Source organism: Saccharopolyspora sp. NPDC045941 (assembly GCF_056431445.1).
On record NZ_JBWKKU010000034.1, the window covers coordinates 61,799 to 81,614 of the forward strand.

At 68.7% G+C, this 19,816-nt stretch carries 27 protein-coding genes and 1 tRNA gene; 17 read left to right on the forward strand and 11 right to left on the reverse strand.

All coding sequences use genetic code 11. The features are described from left to right. Positions 1-49: 49 nt before the first annotated feature. Complete coding sequence (locus tag AC07FN_RS25905; RefSeq protein WP_478397973.1) at positions 50-1,270, forward strand: NADP-dependent isocitrate dehydrogenase; 1,221 nt, start codon at positions 50-52, stop codon at positions 1,268-1,270. Positions 1,271-1,440: 170 nt separating this feature from the next. On the opposite strand, the gene AC07FN_RS25910 is transcribed toward AC07FN_RS25905, so the two are convergent. Continuing rightward, positions 1,441-1,998: a TetR/AcrR family transcriptional regulator gene (locus tag AC07FN_RS25910; RefSeq protein ID WP_478397974.1), complete on the reverse strand. Its 558-nt coding sequence runs from the start codon at positions 1,996-1,998 to the stop codon at positions 1,441-1,443. Between the two features lie 100 nt (positions 1,999-2,098). On the opposite strand from AC07FN_RS25910, the gene AC07FN_RS25915 reads away from it, so the two are divergent. Then, entirely contained in the window at positions 2,099-3,004 is a 906-nt protein-coding gene (locus AC07FN_RS25915) for a TIGR03620 family F420-dependent LLM class oxidoreductase (RefSeq protein ID WP_478397975.1), read from the forward strand. A 7-nt stretch (positions 3,005-3,011) separates the two neighbouring features. Here the strand turns inward: AC07FN_RS25915 and AC07FN_RS25920 are convergent, their stop codons facing one another. Continuing rightward, on the reverse strand, positions 3,012-3,365 hold the full coding sequence (locus AC07FN_RS25920; RefSeq protein WP_478397976.1) for a VOC family protein: 354 nt from the start codon (positions 3,363-3,365) through the stop codon (positions 3,012-3,014). Between the two features lie 153 nt (positions 3,366-3,518). Between AC07FN_RS25920 and AC07FN_RS25925 the strand changes: the two genes are divergently transcribed. From AC07FN_RS25925 to AC07FN_RS25950, 6 genes are all read left to right on the forward strand, one after another. Continuing rightward, positions 3,519-3,827, forward strand: a complete 309-nt coding sequence (locus tag AC07FN_RS25925; protein ID WP_478397977.1) for an SH3 domain-containing protein — start codon at positions 3,519-3,521, stop codon at positions 3,825-3,827. Between the two features lie 25 nt (positions 3,828-3,852). Then, a complete protein-coding gene (locus AC07FN_RS25930) occupies positions 3,853-4,092 on the forward strand; it encodes a DUF4177 domain-containing protein (RefSeq protein ID WP_478397978.1) in 240 nt (79 codons plus the stop codon). Positions 4,093-4,160: 68 nt separating this feature from the next. After that, positions 4,161-4,235, forward strand: a tRNA-Val gene (locus AC07FN_RS25935). Between the two features lie 212 nt (positions 4,236-4,447). After that, positions 4,448-5,353, forward strand: a complete 906-nt coding sequence (locus AC07FN_RS25940) for a hypothetical protein (protein ID WP_478397979.1) — start codon at positions 4,448-4,450, stop codon at positions 5,351-5,353. 353 nt (positions 5,354-5,706) lie between these two features. After that, positions 5,707-6,156 (forward strand): RICIN domain-containing protein, encoded by a 450-nt coding sequence (locus tag AC07FN_RS25945; RefSeq protein ID WP_478397980.1) that lies wholly within the window; start codon positions 5,707-5,709, stop codon positions 6,154-6,156. 278 nt (positions 6,157-6,434) lie between these two features. Continuing rightward, complete coding sequence (locus AC07FN_RS25950) at positions 6,435-6,737, forward strand: hypothetical protein (RefSeq protein ID WP_478397981.1); 303 nt, start codon at positions 6,435-6,437, stop codon at positions 6,735-6,737. A gap of 127 nt (positions 6,738-6,864) precedes the next feature. On the opposite strand, the gene AC07FN_RS25955 is transcribed toward AC07FN_RS25950, so the two are convergent. After that, positions 6,865-7,152, reverse strand: coding sequence for a hypothetical protein (locus tag AC07FN_RS25955; RefSeq protein WP_478397982.1), 288 nt, complete (start codon positions 7,150-7,152; stop codon positions 6,865-6,867). 707 nt (positions 7,153-7,859) lie between these two features. On the opposite strand from AC07FN_RS25955, the gene AC07FN_RS25960 reads away from it, so the two are divergent. Next, the gene (locus tag AC07FN_RS25960) at positions 7,860-8,258 is read left to right on the forward strand and encodes an SSI family serine proteinase inhibitor (protein ID WP_478397983.1); all 399 of its coding nucleotides are present in this window, start codon (positions 7,860-7,862) and stop codon (positions 8,256-8,258) included. Between the two features lie 289 nt (positions 8,259-8,547). Here the strand turns inward: AC07FN_RS25960 and AC07FN_RS25965 are convergent, their stop codons facing one another. After that, on the reverse strand, positions 8,548-8,964 hold the full coding sequence (locus tag AC07FN_RS25965; RefSeq protein ID WP_478397984.1) for a hypothetical protein: 417 nt from the start codon (positions 8,962-8,964) through the stop codon (positions 8,548-8,550). A 479-nt stretch (positions 8,965-9,443) separates the two neighbouring features. Between AC07FN_RS25965 and AC07FN_RS25970 the strand changes: the two genes are divergently transcribed. Continuing rightward, complete coding sequence (locus AC07FN_RS25970; protein WP_478397985.1) at positions 9,444-9,749, forward strand: hypothetical protein; 306 nt, start codon at positions 9,444-9,446, stop codon at positions 9,747-9,749. A 267-nt stretch (positions 9,750-10,016) separates the two neighbouring features. Next, complete coding sequence (locus AC07FN_RS25975) at positions 10,017-10,340, forward strand: hypothetical protein (protein ID WP_478397986.1); 324 nt, start codon at positions 10,017-10,019, stop codon at positions 10,338-10,340. A 312-nt stretch (positions 10,341-10,652) separates the two neighbouring features. Here the strand turns inward: AC07FN_RS25975 and AC07FN_RS25980 are convergent, their stop codons facing one another. The 5 genes from AC07FN_RS25980 to AC07FN_RS26000 all read right to left on the reverse strand — a co-directional run bounded on the left by AC07FN_RS25980 (position 10,653) and on the right by AC07FN_RS26000 (position 14,254). Then, a complete protein-coding gene (locus tag AC07FN_RS25980) occupies positions 10,653-10,934 on the reverse strand; it encodes a hypothetical protein (RefSeq protein ID WP_478397987.1) in 282 nt (93 codons plus the stop codon). A 131-nt stretch (positions 10,935-11,065) separates the two neighbouring features. After that, the gene (locus tag AC07FN_RS25985) at positions 11,066-11,380 is read right to left on the reverse strand and encodes a hypothetical protein (RefSeq protein ID WP_478397988.1); all 315 of its coding nucleotides are present in this window, start codon (positions 11,378-11,380) and stop codon (positions 11,066-11,068) included. A 197-nt stretch (positions 11,381-11,577) separates the two neighbouring features. Beyond that, positions 11,578-11,877 carry a MoaD/ThiS family protein gene (locus tag AC07FN_RS25990; protein WP_478397989.1) on the reverse strand — a complete coding sequence of 100 codons (300 nt, stop codon included), beginning with the start codon at positions 11,875-11,877 and terminating at the stop codon, positions 11,578-11,580. Further along, positions 11,874-12,989, reverse strand: a complete 1,116-nt coding sequence (locus AC07FN_RS25995) for a WD40/YVTN/BNR-like repeat-containing protein (protein ID WP_478397990.1) — start codon at positions 12,987-12,989, stop codon at positions 11,874-11,876. The genes AC07FN_RS25990 and AC07FN_RS25995 overlap by 4 nt, the downstream gene beginning before the upstream one ends. A 131-nt stretch (positions 12,990-13,120) precedes the next feature. Beyond that, positions 13,121-14,254 (reverse strand): adenosine deaminase, encoded by a 1,134-nt coding sequence (locus AC07FN_RS26000; protein ID WP_478397991.1) that lies wholly within the window; start codon positions 14,252-14,254, stop codon positions 13,121-13,123. Positions 14,255-14,458: 204 nt separating this feature from the next. Here AC07FN_RS26000 and AC07FN_RS26005 point away from each other — a divergent pair, with 204 nt between their 5' ends. The 6 genes from AC07FN_RS26005 to AC07FN_RS26030 all read left to right on the forward strand — a co-directional run bounded on the left by AC07FN_RS26005 (position 14,459) and on the right by AC07FN_RS26030 (position 18,788). Further along, on the forward strand, positions 14,459-15,202 hold the full coding sequence (locus AC07FN_RS26005; RefSeq protein ID WP_478397992.1) for a GntR family transcriptional regulator: 744 nt from the start codon (positions 14,459-14,461) through the stop codon (positions 15,200-15,202). Positions 15,203-15,367: 165 nt separating this feature from the next. Beyond that, a complete protein-coding gene (locus tag AC07FN_RS26010; protein WP_478397993.1) occupies positions 15,368-16,348 on the forward strand; it encodes a nucleoside hydrolase in 981 nt (326 codons plus the stop codon). A 13-nt stretch (positions 16,349-16,361) separates the two neighbouring features. Continuing rightward, entirely contained in the window at positions 16,362-17,294 is a 933-nt protein-coding gene (locus tag AC07FN_RS26015) for a ribokinase (RefSeq protein ID WP_478397994.1), read from the forward strand. A 23-nt stretch (positions 17,295-17,317) separates the two neighbouring features. Then, entirely contained in the window at positions 17,318-18,022 is a 705-nt protein-coding gene (locus tag AC07FN_RS26020) for an HAD family acid phosphatase (RefSeq protein WP_478397995.1), read from the forward strand. Between the two features lie 66 nt (positions 18,023-18,088). Continuing rightward, the gene (locus AC07FN_RS26025; protein WP_478397996.1) at positions 18,089-18,250 is read left to right on the forward strand and encodes a hypothetical protein; all 162 of its coding nucleotides are present in this window, start codon (positions 18,089-18,091) and stop codon (positions 18,248-18,250) included. Between the two features lie 64 nt (positions 18,251-18,314). Further along, on the forward strand, positions 18,315-18,788 hold the full coding sequence (locus AC07FN_RS26030; RefSeq protein ID WP_478397997.1) for a DoxX family protein: 474 nt from the start codon (positions 18,315-18,317) through the stop codon (positions 18,786-18,788). Between the two features lie 323 nt (positions 18,789-19,111). Here AC07FN_RS26030 and AC07FN_RS26035 read toward each other — a convergent pair whose 3' ends face one another. Together AC07FN_RS26035 and AC07FN_RS26040 are read right to left on the reverse strand one after the other, a co-directional pair. Continuing rightward, positions 19,112-19,468 (reverse strand): hypothetical protein, encoded by a 357-nt coding sequence (locus AC07FN_RS26035; RefSeq protein WP_132486293.1) that lies wholly within the window; start codon positions 19,466-19,468, stop codon positions 19,112-19,114. Positions 19,469-19,534: 66 nt separating this feature from the next. Then, a complete protein-coding gene (locus tag AC07FN_RS26040; RefSeq protein ID WP_358617215.1) occupies positions 19,535-19,768 on the reverse strand; it encodes a DUF397 domain-containing protein in 234 nt (77 codons plus the stop codon). Between the last annotated feature and the right edge of the window lie 48 nt (positions 19,769-19,816).

A 19,816-nucleotide genomic window follows, 5' to 3' on the forward strand; every position in this document is an offset into this window, starting at 1 on the left:
GCAGTACGCTTGTACCGCTTGCATTCTCGCGAGAGGAGCACCCCGCCACATGAGCAAGATCAAGGTCCAGGGCGCCGTAGCCGAGCTCGACGGCGATGAGATGACCCGGATCATCTGGTCCTTCATCAAGGACAAGCTGATCCACCCGTACCTGGACATCAACCTCGACTACTACGACCTCGGCATCGAGCACCGGGATGCCACCGACGACCAGGTCACGGTCGACGCGGCCAACGCCATCGCCAAGCACGGCGTCGGCGTGAAGTGCGCCACCATCACGCCGGACGAAGCCCGCGTGGAGGAGTTCGGCCTGAAGAAGATGTGGCGGAGCCCGAACGGGACGATCCGCAACATCCTCGGCGGCGTCATCTTCCGCGAGCCGATCGTGATCTCCAACATCCCGCGCTACGTGCCGACCTGGACGAAGCCGATCGTCATCGGTCGTCACGCGCACGGCGACCAGTACAAGGCCACCGACTTCAAGGTCCCCGGCCCGGGCACCGTCACCGTCACCTACACCCCGGAAGACGGCGGCGAGCCGATCGAGTTCGAGGTCGCCAAGTTCGGTGCGGACGGCGGCGTCGCGATGGCGATGTACAACTACCGCAAGTCGATCGAGGAGTTCGCGCGCGCGTCCTTCCGCTACGGCCTGGAGCGCGGCTACCCGGTCTACATGTCGACCAAGAACACGATCCTCAAGGCCTACGACGGCATGTTCAAGGACGTGTTCCAGGAGATCTTCGACAGCGAGTACAAGGCCGAGTTCGACGCCAAGGGCATCAGCTACGAGCACCGGCTGATCGACGACATGGTCGCCAGCGCCCTGAAGTGGGAGGGCGGCTACGTCTGGGCCTGCAAGAACTACGACGGTGACGTGCAGTCCGACACCGTGGCGCAGGGCTTCGGCTCGCTGGGTCTGATGACCTCGGTCCTGATGACCGCCGACGGCAAGGTGGAGGCCGAGGCCGCGCACGGCACGGTCACCCGCCACTACCGCCAGCACCAGCAGGGCAAGCCCACCTCGACCAACCCGATCGCGTCGATCTTCGCCTGGACCCGCGGCCTGCAGCACCGGGGCAAGCTGGACTCGACCCCGGAGGTCGTCGGCTTCGCCGACACGCTGGAGAAGGTCGTCATCGAGACCGTCGAGAGCGGCAAGATGACCAAGGACCTGGCGCTGCTGGTCGGTGGCGACCAGGCGTTCCAGACCACCGAGGCGTTCCTCGCGACGCTGGACGAGAACCTCCAGAAGAAGATGGCCAACCGCTGATCTTCCGCACCGCGAACGCCGCTCCCCACCAGGGGGGCGGCGTTTTCCGCTTTCCAGGGCGATGCCGCCGTCCGTCGCCCGACGCGTGGTGAGGGTGGGTAACCCGCAATTTCCATTGAAATCGAACCTTCGATTTCAATGGAAATTGCGGTCCCTCCGGGCTTCTGCGGTCAGGGGCCGATGCCCTCGACCAGCAGGGTCAGGAAGCGGTCGATGCTGTTCGGGCTGTGCTCGGTGGCCCACGAGATCGACGCCACCAGCAGCAGGAGTTCGCTCGCCAGGAGATCGGGGCGGACCTCGCCGGCCTGCTGGGCGCGCGCGAGCAGCTGTTCCCCCACTTCCCGCATCGCGTGGCAGGACGCGTAGAGCCGGGACTCCTCGTCGTTCAGCGTTGTCATCACGGAGGCGGGCAGCCCCTGGTACCTGTTCGACGACCTCGCGAATTCCCGCAGCCAGGTGACCAGCGCGGTGCGCGGCGACTTCGCGCCCAGCAGGTCGGCGCCCATCTCGCACAGCGTGGCGAAGCGGTCGTGCAGCAGTGCTTCGAGCAGGGCGTCCCGCGTCGGGAAGTGCCGGTAGAGGGTGCCGATGCCGACTCCGGCGCTGCGCGCGATCTCCTCCAGCGAAGCGTCCGTTCCGCGCTCGCGGAAGGCGGCCTCGGCTTCCGCGAGCAGTCGTTCGTAGTTCCGGCGCGCGTCGGCCCGCATCGGGCGTCGCTCGGTCGTCATGTCCTCACCCATCGGGAATCTCGTTGCCAAACGGAGGCTCCCTCCGTATTGTTCCCGGAGAACCGGAGGATGCCTCAGCTTAATCGGAGGGCGGCAGAACATGTCCCACGCGCAGCACGACCCCGGCCGGCTCGGGATCTGGACGTTCGCGTTCGATCCGCACCCCGCCGCGCGGGTCCGCGATGCCGCGGCGGAACTGGAGGAACTGGGCTACGGCGCGGTGTGGTTCGGGGAGGCGTTCGGCCGGGACGCGGTCTCCCAGGCCGCGCTGCTGCTCGACGCGACGAAGCGAATCGTCGTGGCGACCGGCATCGCGAACATCTACCTGCGGGATCCGATCGCCATGGCGGCCGCCGAACGCTCGCTCGGCGAGCAGCACCCCGGCCGGTTCGTGCTCGGCCTCGGCGGGCACCGGGTTCCCAGCTCGCCGACCGCGTTCGCCGGCTACCGCATCCCCTTCAGCGGCAAGCCGGTGTCGAGCATGCGCGACTACCTCGACAACCTGGACGAGGTTCCGCTCAACGCCGCGGCAGCGGTGCCGCCCCGGCGAATCCTCGCCGCGCTGGGGCCGAAGATGCTCGACCTGGCCGCCGAACGAACCTGGGGAGCGCACACCTACTTCGTGCCCGTCTCGCACACCGCGATGGCGCGCGAACGCATGGGCACCGAGGCGTACCTCGCTGTCGAACAGGCCGTCGTGCTCGACCCGGACCGGGATCGGGCTCGCCGGACGCAGCGCGAGCACGTGGGCGGCTATCTGCAGGCCCCGCACCAGCGGAACAACCTGCTGCGGCTCGGCTTCGGCGAAGCGGACCTCGCCGACGGCGGCAGCGACCGGCTGGTCGACGCGATCGTCGCCGGCGGCGACATCGAGAGCATCGCCGAACGGGTGCGGGAGCATTTCCAGGCCGGTGCCGACCACGTCTGCCTGCAGGTCCTGACGGCAACGCCGGGCGAACTGCCGATGTCCCAGTGGCGCGAGCTGGCGGCGCTCGTCCAGGGGTAGCGGGTGCTCAGGGGGCGAAGGCGCAGAACTCGTTGCCCTCGGGGTCGGCGAGGATGTCCCAGTCGATCTCCTCGTCCCGGGCCCGGACCAGGGTCGCGCCCAGCGCGAGCAGTTCGTCGCGGTCGCCGACGACGTCCAGGTGCATCCGGTTCTTGCCGTTCTTCGGCTCGCGCACCGGGTTGAGCCAGATCAGCGGCCCGACGCCGACCGGGTCGACGATCGGCACCGGCCACTCGGCGGGGCGGTCGCCGGCGTCGGCGAGGCTGTCTCGGCGGACGTAGCCGATCGCTCGGCACCACCAGTCCGCCAACGCCTGGTGATCGAGCGCGTCCAGTGCGAGGTCCTTGAAGCGTGCGGGCATGCCGGGATTCAACCGGACTACCGCCTGCGCACGGGTGCCGGGCGGGCGACACCCGAGCCGCTGAACCGGGCGTGCCGACGGGTGCCCGGGGTTCCGCGCTCGCATCCGGGCCGGTTATAGCTGGTTTGACAGTGCCGGACCAGGAGGTGTGCCGTGTTCCTGTTGCCTCGTCCGTTGTTGCTCATCGGTGCCGGTGTGCTCGGAGTGAGCTACCTGGCCGGCACCGGCCAGGCCGGGTTCGGCGTCGGAGAGCCCGGCCCGTGCACCTTCCACGTCACCGCCGACGTCCTCAACGTCCGCTCCGGGCCCGGTTCCGGGGAGGACCGGGTGGGCAGGCTGGACCACGGCGAAGAGGTGACGGCGACGCCCAACGTGGTCGGCGGCTTCCGCGATCTGGGTGGCGCGCGCTGGGCGGCCACCGTTTTCCTGGCGCCCGTGCCGGGCAGCTCCTGCGATCCCTGACGGAACCGGCGCGCGGTGCGCATCGTTGGACTCCTGGGACGTGTTCGAACGGACGGGAGTGCCGATGCCGTACCAGTACAAGGTCGTGGAGCTCCGGGAGAAGTGGCTCGGCGGCAAGATGTCGGGCGACAAGCTGGAGCGGGTCCTCAACGACCACGCAGCCGAGGGCTGGCAGCTGAAGGCGATCACCGGGGCCGACGTCAAGGGGCGGGTCGGCCCGGGTGGCGTCGAAGGGCTCCTGGTCACCTTCGAGCGCCAGGTGTGAGGCGGGGTGGTGCACGGCCGCTTTCGCGGGTCGGCTAAGCTGAACCCTGCAAGCGGCCGAGCCGCTCGGCGCGATTAGCTCAGCGGGAGAGCACTACCTTGACACGGTAGGGGTCACTGGTTCAATCCCAGTATCGCGCACCACCATTCGAACCCTGTCGGTGATCTCCACCGGCAGGGTTTCGTCATTCCGGCGAGGTTCGAGGCCGCGCCGATTCGGCGTCCACTGTGGACCCGACAGGGTCGACGTGTCGACTTGTTGCCCGATGGGGAACCCGTCCTGCTCTGTCGGTGACAGTGCGCATCGGCCTGATTACGTTGGTTCAGACCAACATCCCCGAGCCCCGAGGTGGGACATGCGCAGCAGGGCGATCACGGCGATGGTGCTGGCGCTGGCGGCGGTGGCCCCCGGCGTCGCCAGCGCGGGGAATCCCGCGCCGATGGCGGATCCGCCGCCCGCCACCTGGCAGGAGCACTGGTTCGAGCACGACCAGAACCTGCGGCTGATCGACCACAACGACACCGTGGCGCTCTACTTCGACCAGGACGTCGACCCGGCCGCGCGGGAATGGCTGATGCCGTACCTGACCTCGATGTGGCAGTACTCCCAGCAGACCTACGGCAACTCCGGCAACCAGATGACGGCCGACCGGCTGTACTCGATCCACCACGAGGGCAAGTACTACGGCGGCCACCCGTCGACCGTCTACGACGAGTCGCACGACTTCCGCAACGTCAGCGACGTCGGCGGCGACGACTGGACCACGCCGCAGTACGAGATCGTGACGCACGAGGCGGGGCACGTCGTCGAGAGCATCGCCGCCGGGAAGCACGGCTCGCCCGCCTTCGCCCTGTGGGGCGACAGCAAGTGGATGGAGTTCTACATCTACGACGTCTACAAGTCGCTCGGCATGGCGGCCGAGGCCGAGGACTTCTACAACCGGAAGACCGCCGACGACCACGTGGACGACTTCCCGCGCGCCGGCACGCACTGGTTCCGCGACTGGTTCCACCCGCTGTGGCGCGACCACGGCGGCGCCCAGGTGATGGTGCGCTACTTCGACCTGCTGGGGCGGTACTTCCCGGCCAACGGAGAGGAATTCGCCCGCGACATGAACTGGGGCGAGTTCGTGCACTTCATGAGCGGCGCGGCCGGGGTGAACCTGAAGGGCCTCGCCACCGAGGCGTTCGGCTGGCCCGCGGAGTGGGAGGAGCAGTTCCTCCAGGCACAGCGGGACTTCCCGGGCATCCGGTACTCCTGACGGGGGCACCGTGCGGCCGCCCGGTCCCGTCACCTCACGCGATCGGGTAGCCGCGCGCCGGGACCCCGGCTAATCTGAAAAAAGAGTCACTTTTCGCGTTTTTGAGCGTTGCCAAAACGTGTCCATTGAGGACCGTTATCTGCTTTGATCTAGGCGTCGTTACCGATGTCGCGCAGTGGCCACACGTTGTAGTGACCCGGTGCGATATTTCCTTCCGGTGCTGGTAGAGATCTTATTCGGACGGTCGGAAAACCGATCGCCAGTCCCGAAGAAGTTTCTGTCTGGAGGGGTTTGTAATGACGCGTGCTCGCTGGATGTTCGGTGCTGTCGGTGCTCTGGCTGCGATTTCTCTCGTGCCGGCGGGAGCCCAGGCCGCTTCGGCTCCTGCCCCGGCGTACCCGGGGGCGGAGATCAGCAGTGTCGTCGACGGGTCCCGGTGGGTCGACTTCGGCAGCGACTCGGTGGTCAAGACCGCTCCGTTCGGTGTCCTCGGCGACGCCGGCAAGTGGGTCGTCTCCGACCGATTCGATGGCAGCTGGACCATTCGGAACCAGCAGACGAACCGCTGCGTGCAGGCCAACGCGGAGGGCGGGCCGCAGGTCCTCTCCCTGCCGTGCCAGTACGGAAACCCCAGCCAGGACTGGGTTTTCGCGCGGGATGAAAACGGCTGGATCATCAGCCCGAAGCTGGACCAGGACGTCGCGGTGGCCGTCGAGCCGCACGCTCCGGCGGGGAGCTGGCTGAAGCTCGAACCGCGCTGGCAGTCGTTCGGCAACACGAACGTCTTCCGCTTCGACGCCTGAAGCTGATCCGGCCGGCCCCGCCGGGGCCGGGATAGCGACCCGCTGATCCGACGCGCGCAGCCGCCGGATCAGCGGGTTTTTTCATGCGCGCGGGTCCGGTGATCACCATTTGGAGTGATCAAGATGTTTCGGTGCGCCGCCGAATGACAATTCGCCGGTAGGTTTCTGTTGCCCCATTCCGGGGTGCGGATTCCAAGGTGCCCGGGCGCTTCGCGATTCGGATCGCCGCGGGGCGCCCTGGACGGCGAAATCGATTGGTCTACGAAGGGAATCGGTTGATGAGTACTGCGAAGCAGACGCTCGCCGCGGCCGCTGTGGCGTTGCCGCTGCTGCTGATGGCCTCCGGCACGGCGCTGGCCGCCAACGGTCCTTCGGGGAGCCCGCCGAAGGCCTCCTGGATCGTGAAGCAGACCCAGGAGCAGGCCGAGCAGAACCACACGGTGCAGAACAACATCAACGTCTCGCCGATCACCCAGGTCAGCAACGGCGGCAAGGGTGAGCAGTCGGCGCTGACCTTTACCCAGCAGAACAACTACAACAGCTCCGAGCAGTCCGAGGGCGAGCTGCAGGACGAGGACTAGTCCGGTGCATCCGGGCGAGCACCGCGGCGGCGGGTGGGGATGAAAAAGGGCTTGGCCCGGCGAGGGAATCGCCGGGCCAAGCCTTTTCAGATGCGGGAGGACTGCGAAAGCGAGGGGGCCGCTATCGTCACCAGTCTTCCTGCACGCCGACCTCGGTCTGGTCGGTGTCGGCGTCGTTGGACTGGTTGCTCCAGCTCACCGAGTTCGCTTCACCGCTGCCCACGTTGAACGTGTACTGCGTCGGCACGTTCACGTTGGCCTGGTCGGTGTCCGCATCCTGGTTCTGAGCCTGGACCTGGTTGTCCTTGATGTTCCACGGGTGGTGGCCACCGTCGGCGAGCGCCATTCCCGGAGCACCGAGCATGATGGGGAGGCCCAGAGCAGTAGCAGCGATGACGCGCTTGGCAGAACGCATAACTATTAATCCCCTTCGTACTGACTTGAACAAGTGACGCCGCAGGAACCGCTGGCAGACTTTGTCGGGCTGAAAAGTCAATGGATTCCCATCGGATTAAGAAACCCTGCCGCAGCGGGGCCATCTAGAACATAGCGTGGCCGCAAAGCCGTGCAACCCGAGATTTTGGTGGCTCACCTCATCTGATGATCTCGATCGGTTCGCTCGCGCAACGGGCCACCTGACGGAGATCTGCGCCAGGAGCAAGGCATTGCGCAGTGCAGCAGTCCGCCGCTCGACTGCGTCGAGACGATCACGCGATCGGCAGGCCGTGCCCGGTTGGGGGCGCGTTGCGGCTACGTTCCGTCCGTGGTTACGGGTGTGCATTCGATTTGCGTGGCTCAGGCGTCGTCGCGGCCGATGTCCGCTCGGAATAGGAGAAATCGACGTGAAACACCGTCGCTTCTTTTCGGTCCGGGACACTGGCGGGTTAATGGGGCATACGCGGTGTCGCCGAGCGGCCCGATGCCGTCGCCGAATCGGAGCGGGTAGATCGTCGCGGTTGACCGGCCGGGTGCGAGATCGCCGCTCGACGGTGGCTGGCCGTAGCGACGACCGCTTCGAGGGAGCCCGATAGGTGATCGTTTGGACTTCGCGCGGAGAGATCGTTCGGCGTGCGGTAAGGAGGACGGGGGTTTTCTTTTCTGTTCGGACGGAGGATGCAGGAAATGACCGATTCCCGGTTGCTCGGACGCGGTGTGGTCAGCGTCGTCTTCGCTGCTGCGGTGCTGGTTCCAGGAGTTGCTTCGGCCACGTCCGACGGTGCGGGGCAGAGCACCTTGAAGCTGACGGTGACGGAATCCCAGAAATCCCGGACGGTCACGCTGACCTGCGATCCGGCGAGAGGAGAGCACCCGCGTGCGACCGATGCGTGCACGGAGCTGCAGCAGGTGGACGGGAAGTTCGAGCGGTTGGACCCAGGCGAGCCGAAGAGCTGCACCAAGGAGAGCCGACCGGTGAACGCGTCCGCGGAGGGCACCTGGCGCGGCCAGCCGGTCGGATACCAGGTGATGCTGGCCAATCCTTGCGCGCTGAAGGCCGCGACCGGTTCCGTGTTCGACTTCTGATCAACCGTGCCGCCGCACCCCAGGGATTGCCGAAAGGCAAGGAGTGCAGCGTGAAAGTCGCCGCCCGTGGTCGCGCACGCCACGCGGCGGAACCAAGGCGGGATCGCATTCGCAGGGCGTGACTCTGGCCCTTCGGCCCGCCTGCGCCGCACTCGCAGTGGCTTCACCGGCAGGCCCGGTGAAGCCACTGGTTACTTTTCCGGCGATGTGATTCCCGGCCGACCGCAGCAGAAAGTCGGGGAGCGGAATTCCCTCCGCTCCCCGACTTTCTGCTGCTTGCTGATCCCGGTCAGCAGCGTCCCGCGATGGTCCGGTCGAAGATGACGGTCGGGCCCGTCGCCACGACCACCCGGGAGCTCCCGCCGCTGGCGATGCCGACGCTGTTGATGGACATGCCGTTTCCGCTGACGGAGCCGCTGGCCCGCTGTTCCCCGTCCACCGTGACGACGTAGGAATGCTTCTGGCCGTCGTTGGTGGCGCTGCGGACGGTCAGCCGCACCGTGGTCGACGCGGAATCCTCCTGCCCGGCGGTTTTCAGTGCTGCCGCCAGGAACGGGAGGTCGGCCGCGTGCAGGCACCTGGACTCGCCCACCTCGACGGTCACCGGTGGCCCGGCCGCCCAGGCCGTCGCGGCGACCACCGAGGCGCCGGCGGTCAGAGTTCCCAGCGCGGCCAGCACAACTGCCGTCTCGCGGCGAATTCCCATGACTTGCCTCCTGAAAGGTGATTCGGATCGTGAGCAGTTACGAACGCTAGGGGCGGCCCGCTCGCCGTGCCCGGTGGAACCGTCCCCGCATGGCCCCAACGTGCGACCTCCGACGGTCTGGATTTCTGGAGACCGACTTGCGCAAGTCGCTTGTGGGGCAATGGTTTTCACGGCGATCCCTTCTTGATCATTTCGTGATCGGGATCGAGATTCTACTTCTTGATCTTTTTCCTCGCGGTGGATCTTCTTCATCTGATCAGTTGAGTTGTGCGAGATCGTTTCCCGGTGCGTCGGACGCACTGCGTGATCGTGCATCCTCACGGGTGGCGCATGATTCTCTTTGGTGTGGCCCGACATGCCGGACCGACCAAATCAATGGCAATGTTTGTCGTGCCGGTCGGCGCACCCCAAATTCCCGGAATTCCGGGAACGCAACCTGCCGGTCCGGCAAATGTCCAACATGGATGGGAGCTATAGGAATGCGTACTTCGATTCGCCTTCTCGGTGTCACCGCTGCTGCTGCTGCGATGCTGGCCATGGGCTCGCCCGCCTTCGCTGACGGCGGGAAGGGTCACCACGGCAAGGGTGGGAAGGACGACCACTCGGTGACCGCCTCCGAGGCGACGGGCGGCAAGGGCCAGGGTGGCAACGGTGGCCTCGGCGTGAACGTCCTGTGTGGCATCGGCGTCGGCGTCCTCGGCGAGGGTACCGGTTCCTGCTCCGCCGGCAACGGTGGCAACGGGATCGGCGGCGACGCCGAGTCCAGCGCGTACGACGAGGACTGATCAGGACGCGGGCGACCCCCAGCCCGCACGTCCCGATGAGAGCGTGTCGACCGGTCTGCGAGCCGGTCGGCACGCTCTTTTTTGTTGGAGCAACGAGTTTCGGTCGCACCTACGGGTGACTGGTGCGTCGATCTGCATGTCGCTGGAGGCGTTCCGCGGGCTCTGGTGAAAGGGTCCACGCGTTGATCTCGGTACCGCCGAATCCCTTCTGAGCAGTGGCGGCGGAGCCGTTCAACCAAAGTGGTGTTCATCAGATTGGAGTTCGCAGTGCGCAGGTCTGTTCGTGTTCTGTTCGCCGGGGCCGCCGCAGTCGGGTTGATCGCGATGGGAGGGTCGCCGGCGCTGGCCGCCAAGGGCAAGGAGAAGGCGTCCGACGACGACTCCACCGTGACCGCTGCGGCCGAAGGTGGTGCCGGCGGAAACGGCGGCAACGGTGGCTTCGGGGTCAACGTTTGCCCGTCCATCGCGTTGCTGGCTCCGGCGAAGGCCGACTGCGGCGCGGGCAACGGCGGCAGCGCCAACGGCGGTGACGCCGAAGCGACCGCGGAAGACGACAGCAAGGACCGGAAGTACTCCAAGGACGACGAGTGATCCTGGGAATTTCCTAGGGCGCGGAAGCCGCGTCGGTCGCTGCGCGGCCGACGTGTCGCGCCCGAGGTTCTCGCTGGTAGCGGGCAGGCCACGTCCGAAGAAATCCCACGGCCTGCCCGCTTTTCGAGAGTAAGGCCGCCGGTTCGCCCGCGATCGGCCGAACCGGCGAAGCCGCCCGGATCGGGCGATCCGGGCGCGCGAGGTCTGGACCACAATGGACGGATCGTAACCTCGGTATTCATGAAGATGTGTCGGCCTCCTGGTGGAGACCGACACATGTTCATTTCTAGCGCTGCGAGCTATTTTCGGGCGTCAGTCCTCGTCCTCGTCGTCGCCGTGCTTCTTGGCATCGGCATCCGCGGATCCGTTGGAGCTCGTGCCGTTCGGCGCTACCGAGCACTCGGCCGTGATCTGGCCGCCGGTGAGGGAGAGCGGTCGGCAGATGCTGAAACCCTGGCCGGCTTCGCCGTCACTGCCCGGTTTTTCGGTGGTGCTCCGCTCGGCCTGCGCGACCGGCTGGGTCGCCAGCCCGGCCGCCAGCACGCCGACGCCGAGCGCGGCGGCGGTGCCGAGGAGGCGTGCAGAAATGATCACTAGTACTCCGTTCCACGTCGTCGCCCCGAACTCGTCATCGGCAGCAGGCCTGGCGTTCCGGTTCGGGGCGAAGACTTCGGTCGGCCGGACTGCTCCCGTTCGGGCGGGAGCGCCGGACCGCGATTCCGGTGTCAGTCGTCGGATTCGGTGTCCCGGCTGTCGTCCTCAGCCTCGGCCCACGCGTCGCCGCCGTTCGCGCTGCCGCCGTTGCCGGCACCGCAGTGGGCTTCGGCCTTCGCGAGGATGCCGATCGCCGGGCAGATGTTCACGCCGAATCCGCCGTTGCCGCCATTCCCGCCCTCGCCGCCCTGGGCCGCAGCCGTGACGGTGGAGTCGTTGTCGGACTCCTTGCTCTTGCCCTTGGCGGCCAGCGCAGGGGAAGCCCCCATCGTGAGCAGGCCGACGGCCGCGACCCCGGCGAACAGGGCACGGGTTGAACTGCGCATGTCAGACTCCGATCTGGATTTTTCCGGTGGTGTCAGGGCCGGCCGCGATTCGTCGGGGCGGGCGAATGACGCGGCAAACCTTCCACCGGTGTCGTAGATCGACACGCCAACACGCCGGGAAATTCGGGCGACCACCCATTAGTTGAACGGTGTCCGGAATATTCCAGTCTACTGTGGATCAGTGATCGATCCGCGCCTCAGCCGCCGGCCATCGCACCGACGATCAGGTACGGCTGGTCGCCCGCCGCCACCGCCGGCGGCAGCGGCGCGTCCGGCGGCTCGTTGGAGAGGTCTTCCTCGCAGGCGAAGAACCGGATGAAGGCCCGGCGCAGCTGGGTCTCCTGGTTCCGGATCGTGCCGCGCAACATCGGGTACCGGGCCTCCAAGGCGTCGAGCACCGCCCGCTGCGTCGGCCGGCCCGCGACGTCCAGCTCGATCTCGCGGTCCGCGATCTTGGCGAGCGTCCGCAGGTGGGCGGGGAGCGCGACCCGGATCATGGCAGCGTCTGCACCTCGACGGACAGGACCGCCGGGAGGTCCCGGACGATCGGCTGCCAGTTGTTCCCGGCGTCGGGCGACACGTACACCTGGCCGCCGGTGGTGCCGAAGTAGATGCCGCACTCGTCCAGCGAATCCACGGCCATCGCGTCGCGCAGCACGTTGACGTAGCAGTGGCTCTGCGGCAGGCCGCTGGTCAGCGGCTCCCACTCGTGGCCGCCGGTCCGGCTGCGGTAGACGCGGAGCCTGCCCTCCGGCGGGTAGTGCTGCTCGTCGCTCTGGATCGGGACGACGTAGACCGTGTCCGGCTCGTGGGCGTGCACGTCGATCGGGAAGCCGAAGTCGGACGGCAGGTCGCCGCTGATCTCGTACCAGGACTCGCCGGCGTCGTCGCTGCGCATCACGTCCCAGTGCTTCTGCATGAACAGCACGTCCGGGCGCTCTCGGTGCAGCGCGATGCGGTGCACGCAGTGGCCGACGTCGGCGTCCGGATCGGGGATGCCCTCCGAGTGCAGGCCGCGGTTGATCGGCTGCCAGCTCTTGCCGCCGTCGTCGGTGCGGAAGGCGCCCGCCGCCGAGATCGCGGTGAACATCCGGTTCGGGTCGTCCGGCGCGTGGATGATCGTGTGCAGGCACATCCCGCCGGCGCCCGGTTGCCAGCCGGCGGAGGAGCGGTGCTCGCGCAGCGCGGGCAGCTCGTGCCAGGTCTTGCCGCCGTCGGTGGTGCGGAACAGCGCGGCGTCCTCGAGCCCGGCGTGCACGGTGTCCGGGTCGGTCGGCGACGGTTCGAGGTGCCAGACCCGCTCGAACTCCCAGGGGTGCGGGGTGCCGTCGTACCAGAGGTGCGTGCCGGGCGTGCCGTCGTAGGAGAACCGGTTCCCCACCGGCTCCCAGGTCCGGCCGCCGTCGTCGGAGCGCTGGATCAGCTGGCCGAACCAGCCGAGCGACTGCGAGGCGTACAGCCGGTCCGGGTCCGCCGGCGAGCCCTTGAGGTGGTACAGCTGCCAGCCGCCGAAGTGCGGTCCGCTGATGTCCCACCGCTCGCGAGTGCCGTCCGCGGTCAGGATGAACCCGCCCTTGCGGGTGCCGACGAGAACTCGAACACGGCTCATGGGGACACTCCCTGGTAAGCGGCGGGCAGCGGGTCCATCGCCGGTCAATGTAGGACCGCTGACCGGCGATGTCCTGTCGAACGCTCGCGAGCGCTTCGGGCCGCCGTGCCGACCCGAAGCGCTCCCGCGCGTCAGGCCAGCGCCGGTTCGTGGTCGGCGACCGGGCCGAACAGGGCCTCGGAGCGCAGGGCCGCGTAGCCGGGCTTGATCACCTCGTTGATCAGCGCCAGGCGCTGGTCGAAGGGGATGAACGCCGACTTCATCGCGTTCACCGTGAACCACTGCAGGTCGTCGAGCGAGTAGTGGAAGTTCTCAGCCAGCTCGGTGAACTCGCGGGTCATCGACGTCTGGCTCATCAGCCGGTTGTCGGTGTTGACCGTGACCCGGAAGCCCAGCCGCCGCAGCAGCGCGATCGGGTGTTCCGCGACCGAGGCGACGGTGCCGGTGTGCACGTTCGAGCGCGGGCACATCTCCAGCGGGATGCGCCGGTCCCGCACGAACGACGCCAGCCTGCCGAGCCGGGCGGTGCCGTCCTCGGCGATGTCGATGTCGTCCACGATGCGCACGCCGTGGCCCAGCCTGGCCGCGCCGCACCACTGGATGGCCTCCCAGATCGACGGCAGCCCGAAGCCCTCGCCGGCGTGGATGGTGAAGTGGCAGTTCTCCCGCCGCAGGTACTCGAACGCCTCCAGCGAGCGGGTGGGCGGGAAGCCGGCCTCCGGGCCCGCGATGTCGAAGCCCACGACGCCCGCGTCGCGGTACCGCACGACCAGTTCCGCGATCTCCCGGGCGCGTGCCTCCTGGCGCATCGCGCACAGCAGCACGCCGATGCGGATGCGGTTGCCCGCTTCTCGCGCCCGCGCCGCTCCGCGCCGGAACCCGTCGAGCATCGCCTCGACGACCTCGTCCAGCGACAGCCCCTGCTGGGTGCTCAGCTCCGGTGCGTGGCGGACCTCGGCGTACACGACGCCGTCCGCGGCCAGGTCTTCGGCGCATTCGGCGGCGACCCTGCTGATCGCGTCCGCGGTCTGCATGACGCCGACGGTGTGCACGAACCGCTCCAGGTACTCCTCCAGCGAGCCGGCCCCGGCCGCGGCGGCGAACCACTCGGTGACCCCGGCGACGTCGGACGTCGGCAGTGCGCCGTAGCCCTGCTGCTCCGCCAGTTCCACGACCGTCTCGGGGCGCAGCCCGCCGTCGAGGTGGTCGTGCAGCAGCACCTTCGGGGCGCGGCGGAGCTGGTCGGCGGTCGGCGAGTCGGGCACTGGTTCCCTCCTGGGGTTCGGTGTTCCCGGCGAACTCGGCCGGGATTTCCTGTCTGACATGTTAGGCATGTTGGCGGAAGGATCTACCCTCCGAAGGTGATGTACGTCAAGGTGTGTTCTCCGGTTCTTCTCCGGCTTGCCGGAGTTGACGCGCGGGACCATCTCTCTTAACTTGTCTGACATCAATCCGGCAGGAGGTGCGGCGTGGCTTCCAGACGACCTCAGCGTCGACCGGTCGTGGACCTCTACGAGCGGATCGCCGAGGCCATCAGGCAGGGCACCTATCCGCCGGGTTCGACGCTGCCGTCCGAGCCGGACCTCGCGACCGAGCTCGGCGTGAGCCGGCCGGCGCTGCGGGAAGCGTTGATCCTCCTCCAGGAGGACGGCGTGATCACCGTGCGGCGGGGAGTGGGGCGGACGGTCAGCGACCGCCCGGCCCGGCGGGGCTTCGAACGGCTGCAACCGGTCGAGGGCCTGCTGGGCTCGGACAGCACCAAGGTGCGGCCGCTGGTGCGCGACATCGAGCAGCCGACCGACCTGGTGATGCAGCACTTGCCGGTGCCGGCCAGCTGCGAGATCCGGTTCTGGGAGAGCGTCGTCGACGTCGACGGCGTGCCGTCCTGCCTGGTGGAGGAGTGGAGCGTGCACGACGAGGCGCTGGCCGCCGTCGATCCCACGCTGCCCGGAGCACTGGCGGCGGCCGAAGCCCGGCCGAGCACGATGTTGCACGTCATCGGCTCGATCGACCCGCACCTGCCGCTCAGCGGCGCCAGCACGATCAACGCGACCGTGCTCGGGCGGCGCCGCGGGGAGGTCTTCGACCGGCCGCCGGACACGCCGGTCGTGCTGGTCACGCAGGTCGTCTCGATGGAGCGGACCCCGCTGATCGCCGCCAAGTACGTGCTGCCCAGCGGCGCGCCAGGCATCCCGGTGCGCCAGTCCCGATGAACACCGAACAACCACAGCCGGGGCTCCGCGGGCCCGTCTCGATCTGACGCGATCACCCGCTCCGCTTCCCGGGGCAACGCTCGTGCGCGTTTCGGATCGCCATAGCGCTCCGAAACGCGCACGAGTCCCGCGAGACTCCGCTCCCAGCAGAAAGGCGCGCTACCGATGGCGTCCAAGGAAACCCTGATCGTCGACTGCGACACCGGAATCGACGACGCGTTGGCGTTGCTCTACCTGCTGAGGGACCCGGACGTCGACATCCGGGCTGTGACCACGGTCTTCGGCAACATCGACGCGGTCACCGCGGCCGACAACACGCTGCGGGTGCTCGAACTGGCCGGGCGGCCGGACATCCCGGTGGCCGTCGGTGCCCGCGACAACTGGCTCGGGAACGCGCACTTCGCGCCGTACGTGCACGGCGCGGACGGCCTCGGCAACACGGACCTGCCCGCGCCGACGGCCAGGCCGGTCGCCGAGCCCGCCGCGGAACTCATCGTGCGCCTCGCCAGGGAGAACCCCGGCACGCTGCACCTGCTCGCGGTCGGGCCGCTGACGAACCTGGCCACCGCCGTGCTGCTCGATCCCGAACTGCCCGGGCTGGTCAAGCACGTCACGATCATGGGCGGCGCGATCCGGCACCCGGGCAACGCCACCCCGGCGGCCGAGGCGAACATCAGCAACGACCCGGAGGCGGCGCGAACGGTGCTGACCGCCGGCTGGCCGATCACGCTGGTGCCGCTGGACGCGACCATGGGCGAGCGGATCACCGAGGGCCACCAGCGCCGGCTCCGCGAGACCGGCACGCCGGTCACCGCATTCGCGGCGCAGATGCTGGACCAGTACTTCGACTTCTACGAGGGGCACGTGTTCGGCGACCGCAGCGCGGCCTGCCACGATCCGCTGGCCGCGGCCATCGCGGTCGGCGACGTCTCCCCGGTGCTGGCGCCGGTCGTCGCGGTCGACGTGGAGACGAGCCAGGGGCCGGGGCGCGGCGCGACCGTCGCCGACGTCCGCGGGCAGTACCGGAACTTCCCGGCCCAGGACGATGCGCACGTGCGCGTGGTGCTGGAGACCGGCGGCGACTTCGCCGAGCTGCTGGCCGATCGGCTGTGCGACGACCCCACCCCGACGCGACGCGTGGCGTGAGGGCGGATTTGCGATGACGCGCACCGAAGACGTCGTCGTGGTCGGTTCGCTGAACGTCGACCTGACCGCGCGCGTGCAACGCCATCCGCTGCCGGGCGAAACGGTGCACGCCGCATCGTTGGCCACCAGCGCAGGCGGCAAGGGCGCCAACCAGGCGGTCGCCGCGGCGCGGCTCGGCGCCCGAACGGCGCTGGTGGGCCGGGTCGGTGCGGACGCGCACGGCGAGATGCTGCTGGCCGCCCTGCACACCGATGGCGTCGGCACCGGGCACACCCACCGAGACGACAAAGCGGTCACCGGCACCGCGCTGATCACAGTCTCGGACACCGGTGAGAACAGCATCATCGTGTCCGCCGGGGCGAACGCGCGCCTGTCGCCGGCCGACATCGCGGCCGCTCAGCCGCTGATCGCGGCGGCGCGGGTGGTGTCGGTCGTGTTGGAGGTGCCGGTCGAAACCGTCGTCGCCGCTGCCCGCGCCGCGCGGGCGGCCGGGGCGCGGTTCGTGCTGAACCTGTCCCCGGTGGTCGACCTGCCCGCCGAGGTGCTGGAGCTCGCCGACCCGCTGATCGTCAACGAGCACGAAGCCCGGGAAATCCTGCGGCGCAACGGCTTTCCAGTGCCCGCCGAGAACATCGGGCACGCGACCGGGCTCCTCCGGGTCGGTGCGCGTTCGGTGGTGGTCACCTTCGGCGCGGACGGCGCGGCGGTCGCGGATGCCGGTCATGCCGAGGAAATTCCCGGTGCGCCGGCCGACGCGGTCGACACCACCGGGGCGGGTGATGCTTTCGCCGCGACCGCGGCATGGCGGCTGAGCCAGGGTGATTCGCTTCCCACTGCCGTGTGGTGGGCGACCCGCGTGGGGGCCTGCAGCGTGCAACACTCCGGTGCGCAAGCGTCCTATCCGACGCTCGACCGCGTGCTGAGCGGGGCCGGGCTGCCGAAGTAGTCGCCGCCAGGAGGTTCCGCATCGTGTCCGGTCGAAAGTCCTCCGCATTCCCCGGGATCGCCTCGTCCTTCGCCCTGCTCGGCGTGCTCGCCACCGGGTGCGCCGCCGCGCAGGGCGCCGAAGGCGCGAAGGCCGAACCCGCCCCGAACCTGACCGACGTGAAGCGGTCCATCGTGGACTACCACGATTCGGGGCAGTGGGACGCCGACATCGCCGAGGCCGATCGCCGCGGCCAGGACTACCTGGCCCAGCGGCTGGCGGAGGGCGTGCCGAAACCCGCGATCGTGCTGGACATCGACGACACCAGCGTGTCGACCTACGAGTACGAGCTGGGCATCGACTTCGGCTTCGAGCAGGAGTCGTCGGACGAGTTCGTGCTGGCCCGCGGGCCCGTCGGGATCGCCGCGACGCGGGACCTCGCGCGCTTCGCGGATTCCCGCGGCGTCGCGGTCTTCTTCGTCACCGGCCGCCGGGAGAACCCGGAGATGCGCGAAGCCAGCCTGCTGGACCTGCAGGAAGAGGGCTTCCCGGAGCCGGCGGCCCTGTACCTGCGGCCGGTGGACGACCACGAGCCGTCGGTGGTGCCGTACAAGAGCGGCACCCGCGCCGGCATCGAGCGGCAGGGCTACCGGATCGTCCTGAGCGTCGGGGACCAGGAATCCGACCTGGCCGGCGGCCACGCCGAACGCGGCGTGAAACTGTCCAACCCGATGTACGAGCTGGACTGACCCCGGGACTTCCGTCCACTGTGGTCGCTTCGTGGTCCTGGCGGTCGCAGGTCGGGGCTGATCAAGATGCTTCGGGAGGGCCGGTACCTGCTGGTGCTCGACAGCCTCCGGCGAACGGGCGGCAGCGACGCGCTGTGCGCGGCCATCGAGCAGCGCCGGGCGGCGCTGGCGCTGCTCGATGGCACCAGTCTCCTGCGCCACCACCTGGACGACGAATCTTTACATTGACAAGATTCGGCTCGGGCGGGCATCTTGTCACTGACAAGTTTGCTTTCTCCTGGGGAGGGCCGAGATGGCTCCGTTGATCATCCTGTTGGCCGTCACGCTGGTGCTGCTGGTGGCGGGCGCCATCGGCGTCCGCGGCCTGAGGCCCTGGCCGGTCGCCGTGCGCGGCGGGCTCGCGGCGATGTTCGTGGCGACCGGCATCGCGCATTTCGTCGGCATGCGGGAGCAGCTCATCAGCATGGTGCCGCCGGTGCTGCCCGCGCCCGGCCTGCTCGTCACCGTCACCGGGATCCTGGAGCTGGCGGGCGCGGCGGGGCTGCTGTGGCACCGCACCGCGCCGTGGGCCGCGGGCGGGCTGGGGCTCATGCTCATCGCGATGTTCCCCGCGAACGTCTACGCGGCGCTGGAGGGGATCCTCACCGCCGCGGACGACCAACTAGTCCCGCGAACCGCGATGCAGGTCGTCTTCCTGGCCGCCACCGCCGTGGTCGTCGTCCACCACGTGCGCGCTCGCAATGGGCGCGCAACCGAGGCGAACTGAGCTCTTCCTGCTCGGGCTCCGTGAGCGGGTTGGGGGGTGTTATAGCGCCCCAACCCGCTCACGGGTCATCATCGCCGGGCTCAACGGGGGGCGGAGAGCCGGTGGATGTCCTCGGTCGGCGGGGCGTTTCGTCGCAGGCCGCGAAAGGCACCTGCGGTGGGCGGTGTCGTTGTGCTCGCTTCGGGCGGAAAACCCCGATCGAGTTCCCGCGGCGGGGCGCCGTCGCGCGGGAACTCGATCGTTTCGGGGGTCCCGGTGCCAGGAAAGGTCCGCTGAGGACTCCGGCGCCGGGGTCGGGGCGGGGTCTTGGCGGCTGGCCGGTGTCAGGCGGAGGCGGCCAGCCAGGTCGAGCGGCCCGCGTGGGTCGGCAGCCAGCAGCCCGTGGGCTGGGCGCCGAGGTCCGGGGCCGGCTCGGACAGCGCGAGCAGTTCGGCGATCACTTCGCGCGCGGGGCCGGTGGTTCGCCACAGGACCTTGCTCGGGAAGAGGACGTCCGGCTCGTCACCGGGGATCCGCGCGGCATCGGCTTCGTGCTCACTGAACAGCTGCACGATGTCGAAAACCCCGCGGTGGACCCGGATTCCCACCACGGCGACCAGGCCGCCGTCGGCGTCGCGCGGGTGCGCGAACTGGAAATCGCGGGCTACCAGGGCTTGCAGGCCGTTGGTAATCTCGTTCATGGCGCCACCGAGTTTCGTCGTCAAGGGCTTCAACCATGGCTCCGCGCGGAGCGTCGGGACGGCTCGTCAGACGAGGTCGTCGAACTCGCCGTCCTTGGCCCCGTGCAGGAATGCGGCGATCTCATCCCGGCTGTAGACCAGTGCTGGACCCTCGGGGTAGCGCGAGTTTCTGACGGCGATGCCGCCGTCGACCAACGGTGCCAATTCAACGCAGTTGCCCACCGCTCCGCTGTGGCGGCTCTTTCGCCACACCACGTTGGGAAGCTGCTGCGCGGGCATACCGTTCTGGATGTTCGTCATCCGAACCTCACCCTTCCCCGACTAACGCTGCACGATCATCTGCACGTG

Coding starts and splice junctions, on each gene's coding strand:
- AC07FN_RS25905 (WP_478397973.1), top strand. CDS start 50: ATGAGCAAGATCAAGGTCCAGGGCGCCGTAGCCGAGCTCGACGGCGAT.
- AC07FN_RS25910 (WP_478397974.1), bottom strand. CDS start 1,998: ATGACGACCGAGCGACGCCCGATGCGGGCCGACGCGCGCCGGAACTAC.
- AC07FN_RS25915 (WP_478397975.1), top strand. CDS start 2,099: ATGTCCCACGCGCAGCACGACCCCGGCCGGCTCGGGATCTGGACGTTC.
- AC07FN_RS25920 (WP_478397976.1), bottom strand. CDS start 3,365: ATGCCCGCACGCTTCAAGGACCTCGCACTGGACGCGCTCGATCACCAG.
- AC07FN_RS25940 (WP_478397979.1), top strand. CDS start 4,448: ATGCGCAGCAGGGCGATCACGGCGATGGTGCTGGCGCTGGCGGCGGTG.
- AC07FN_RS25950 (WP_478397981.1), top strand. CDS start 6,435: ATGAGTACTGCGAAGCAGACGCTCGCCGCGGCCGCTGTGGCGTTGCCG.
- AC07FN_RS25955 (WP_478397982.1), bottom strand. CDS start 7,152: ATGCGTTCTGCCAAGCGCGTCATCGCTGCTACTGCTCTGGGCCTCCCC.
- AC07FN_RS25960 (WP_478397983.1), top strand. CDS start 7,860: ATGACCGATTCCCGGTTGCTCGGACGCGGTGTGGTCAGCGTCGTCTTC.
- AC07FN_RS25965 (WP_478397984.1), bottom strand. CDS start 8,964: ATGGGAATTCGCCGCGAGACGGCAGTTGTGCTGGCCGCGCTGGGAACT.
- AC07FN_RS25970 (WP_478397985.1), top strand. CDS start 9,444: ATGCGTACTTCGATTCGCCTTCTCGGTGTCACCGCTGCTGCTGCTGCG.
- AC07FN_RS25985 (WP_478397988.1), bottom strand. CDS start 11,380: ATGCGCAGTTCAACCCGTGCCCTGTTCGCCGGGGTCGCGGCCGTCGGC.
- AC07FN_RS25990 (WP_478397989.1), bottom strand. CDS start 11,877: ATGATCCGGGTCGCGCTCCCCGCCCACCTGCGGACGCTCGCCAAGATC.
- AC07FN_RS25995 (WP_478397990.1), bottom strand. CDS start 12,989: ATGAGCCGTGTTCGAGTTCTCGTCGGCACCCGCAAGGGCGGGTTCATC.
- AC07FN_RS26010 (WP_478397993.1), top strand. CDS start 15,368: ATGGCGTCCAAGGAAACCCTGATCGTCGACTGCGACACCGGAATCGAC.
- AC07FN_RS26015 (WP_478397994.1), top strand. CDS start 16,362: ATGACGCGCACCGAAGACGTCGTCGTGGTCGGTTCGCTGAACGTCGAC.
- AC07FN_RS26025 (WP_478397996.1), top strand. CDS start 18,089: ATGCTTCGGGAGGGCCGGTACCTGCTGGTGCTCGACAGCCTCCGGCGA.
- AC07FN_RS26030 (WP_478397997.1), top strand. CDS start 18,315: ATGGCTCCGTTGATCATCCTGTTGGCCGTCACGCTGGTGCTGCTGGTG.
- AC07FN_RS26035 (WP_132486293.1), bottom strand. CDS start 19,468: ATGAACGAGATTACCAACGGCCTGCAAGCCCTGGTAGCCCGCGATTTC.
- AC07FN_RS26040 (WP_358617215.1), bottom strand. CDS start 19,768: ATGACGAACATCCAGAACGGTATGCCCGCGCAGCAGCTTCCCAACGTG.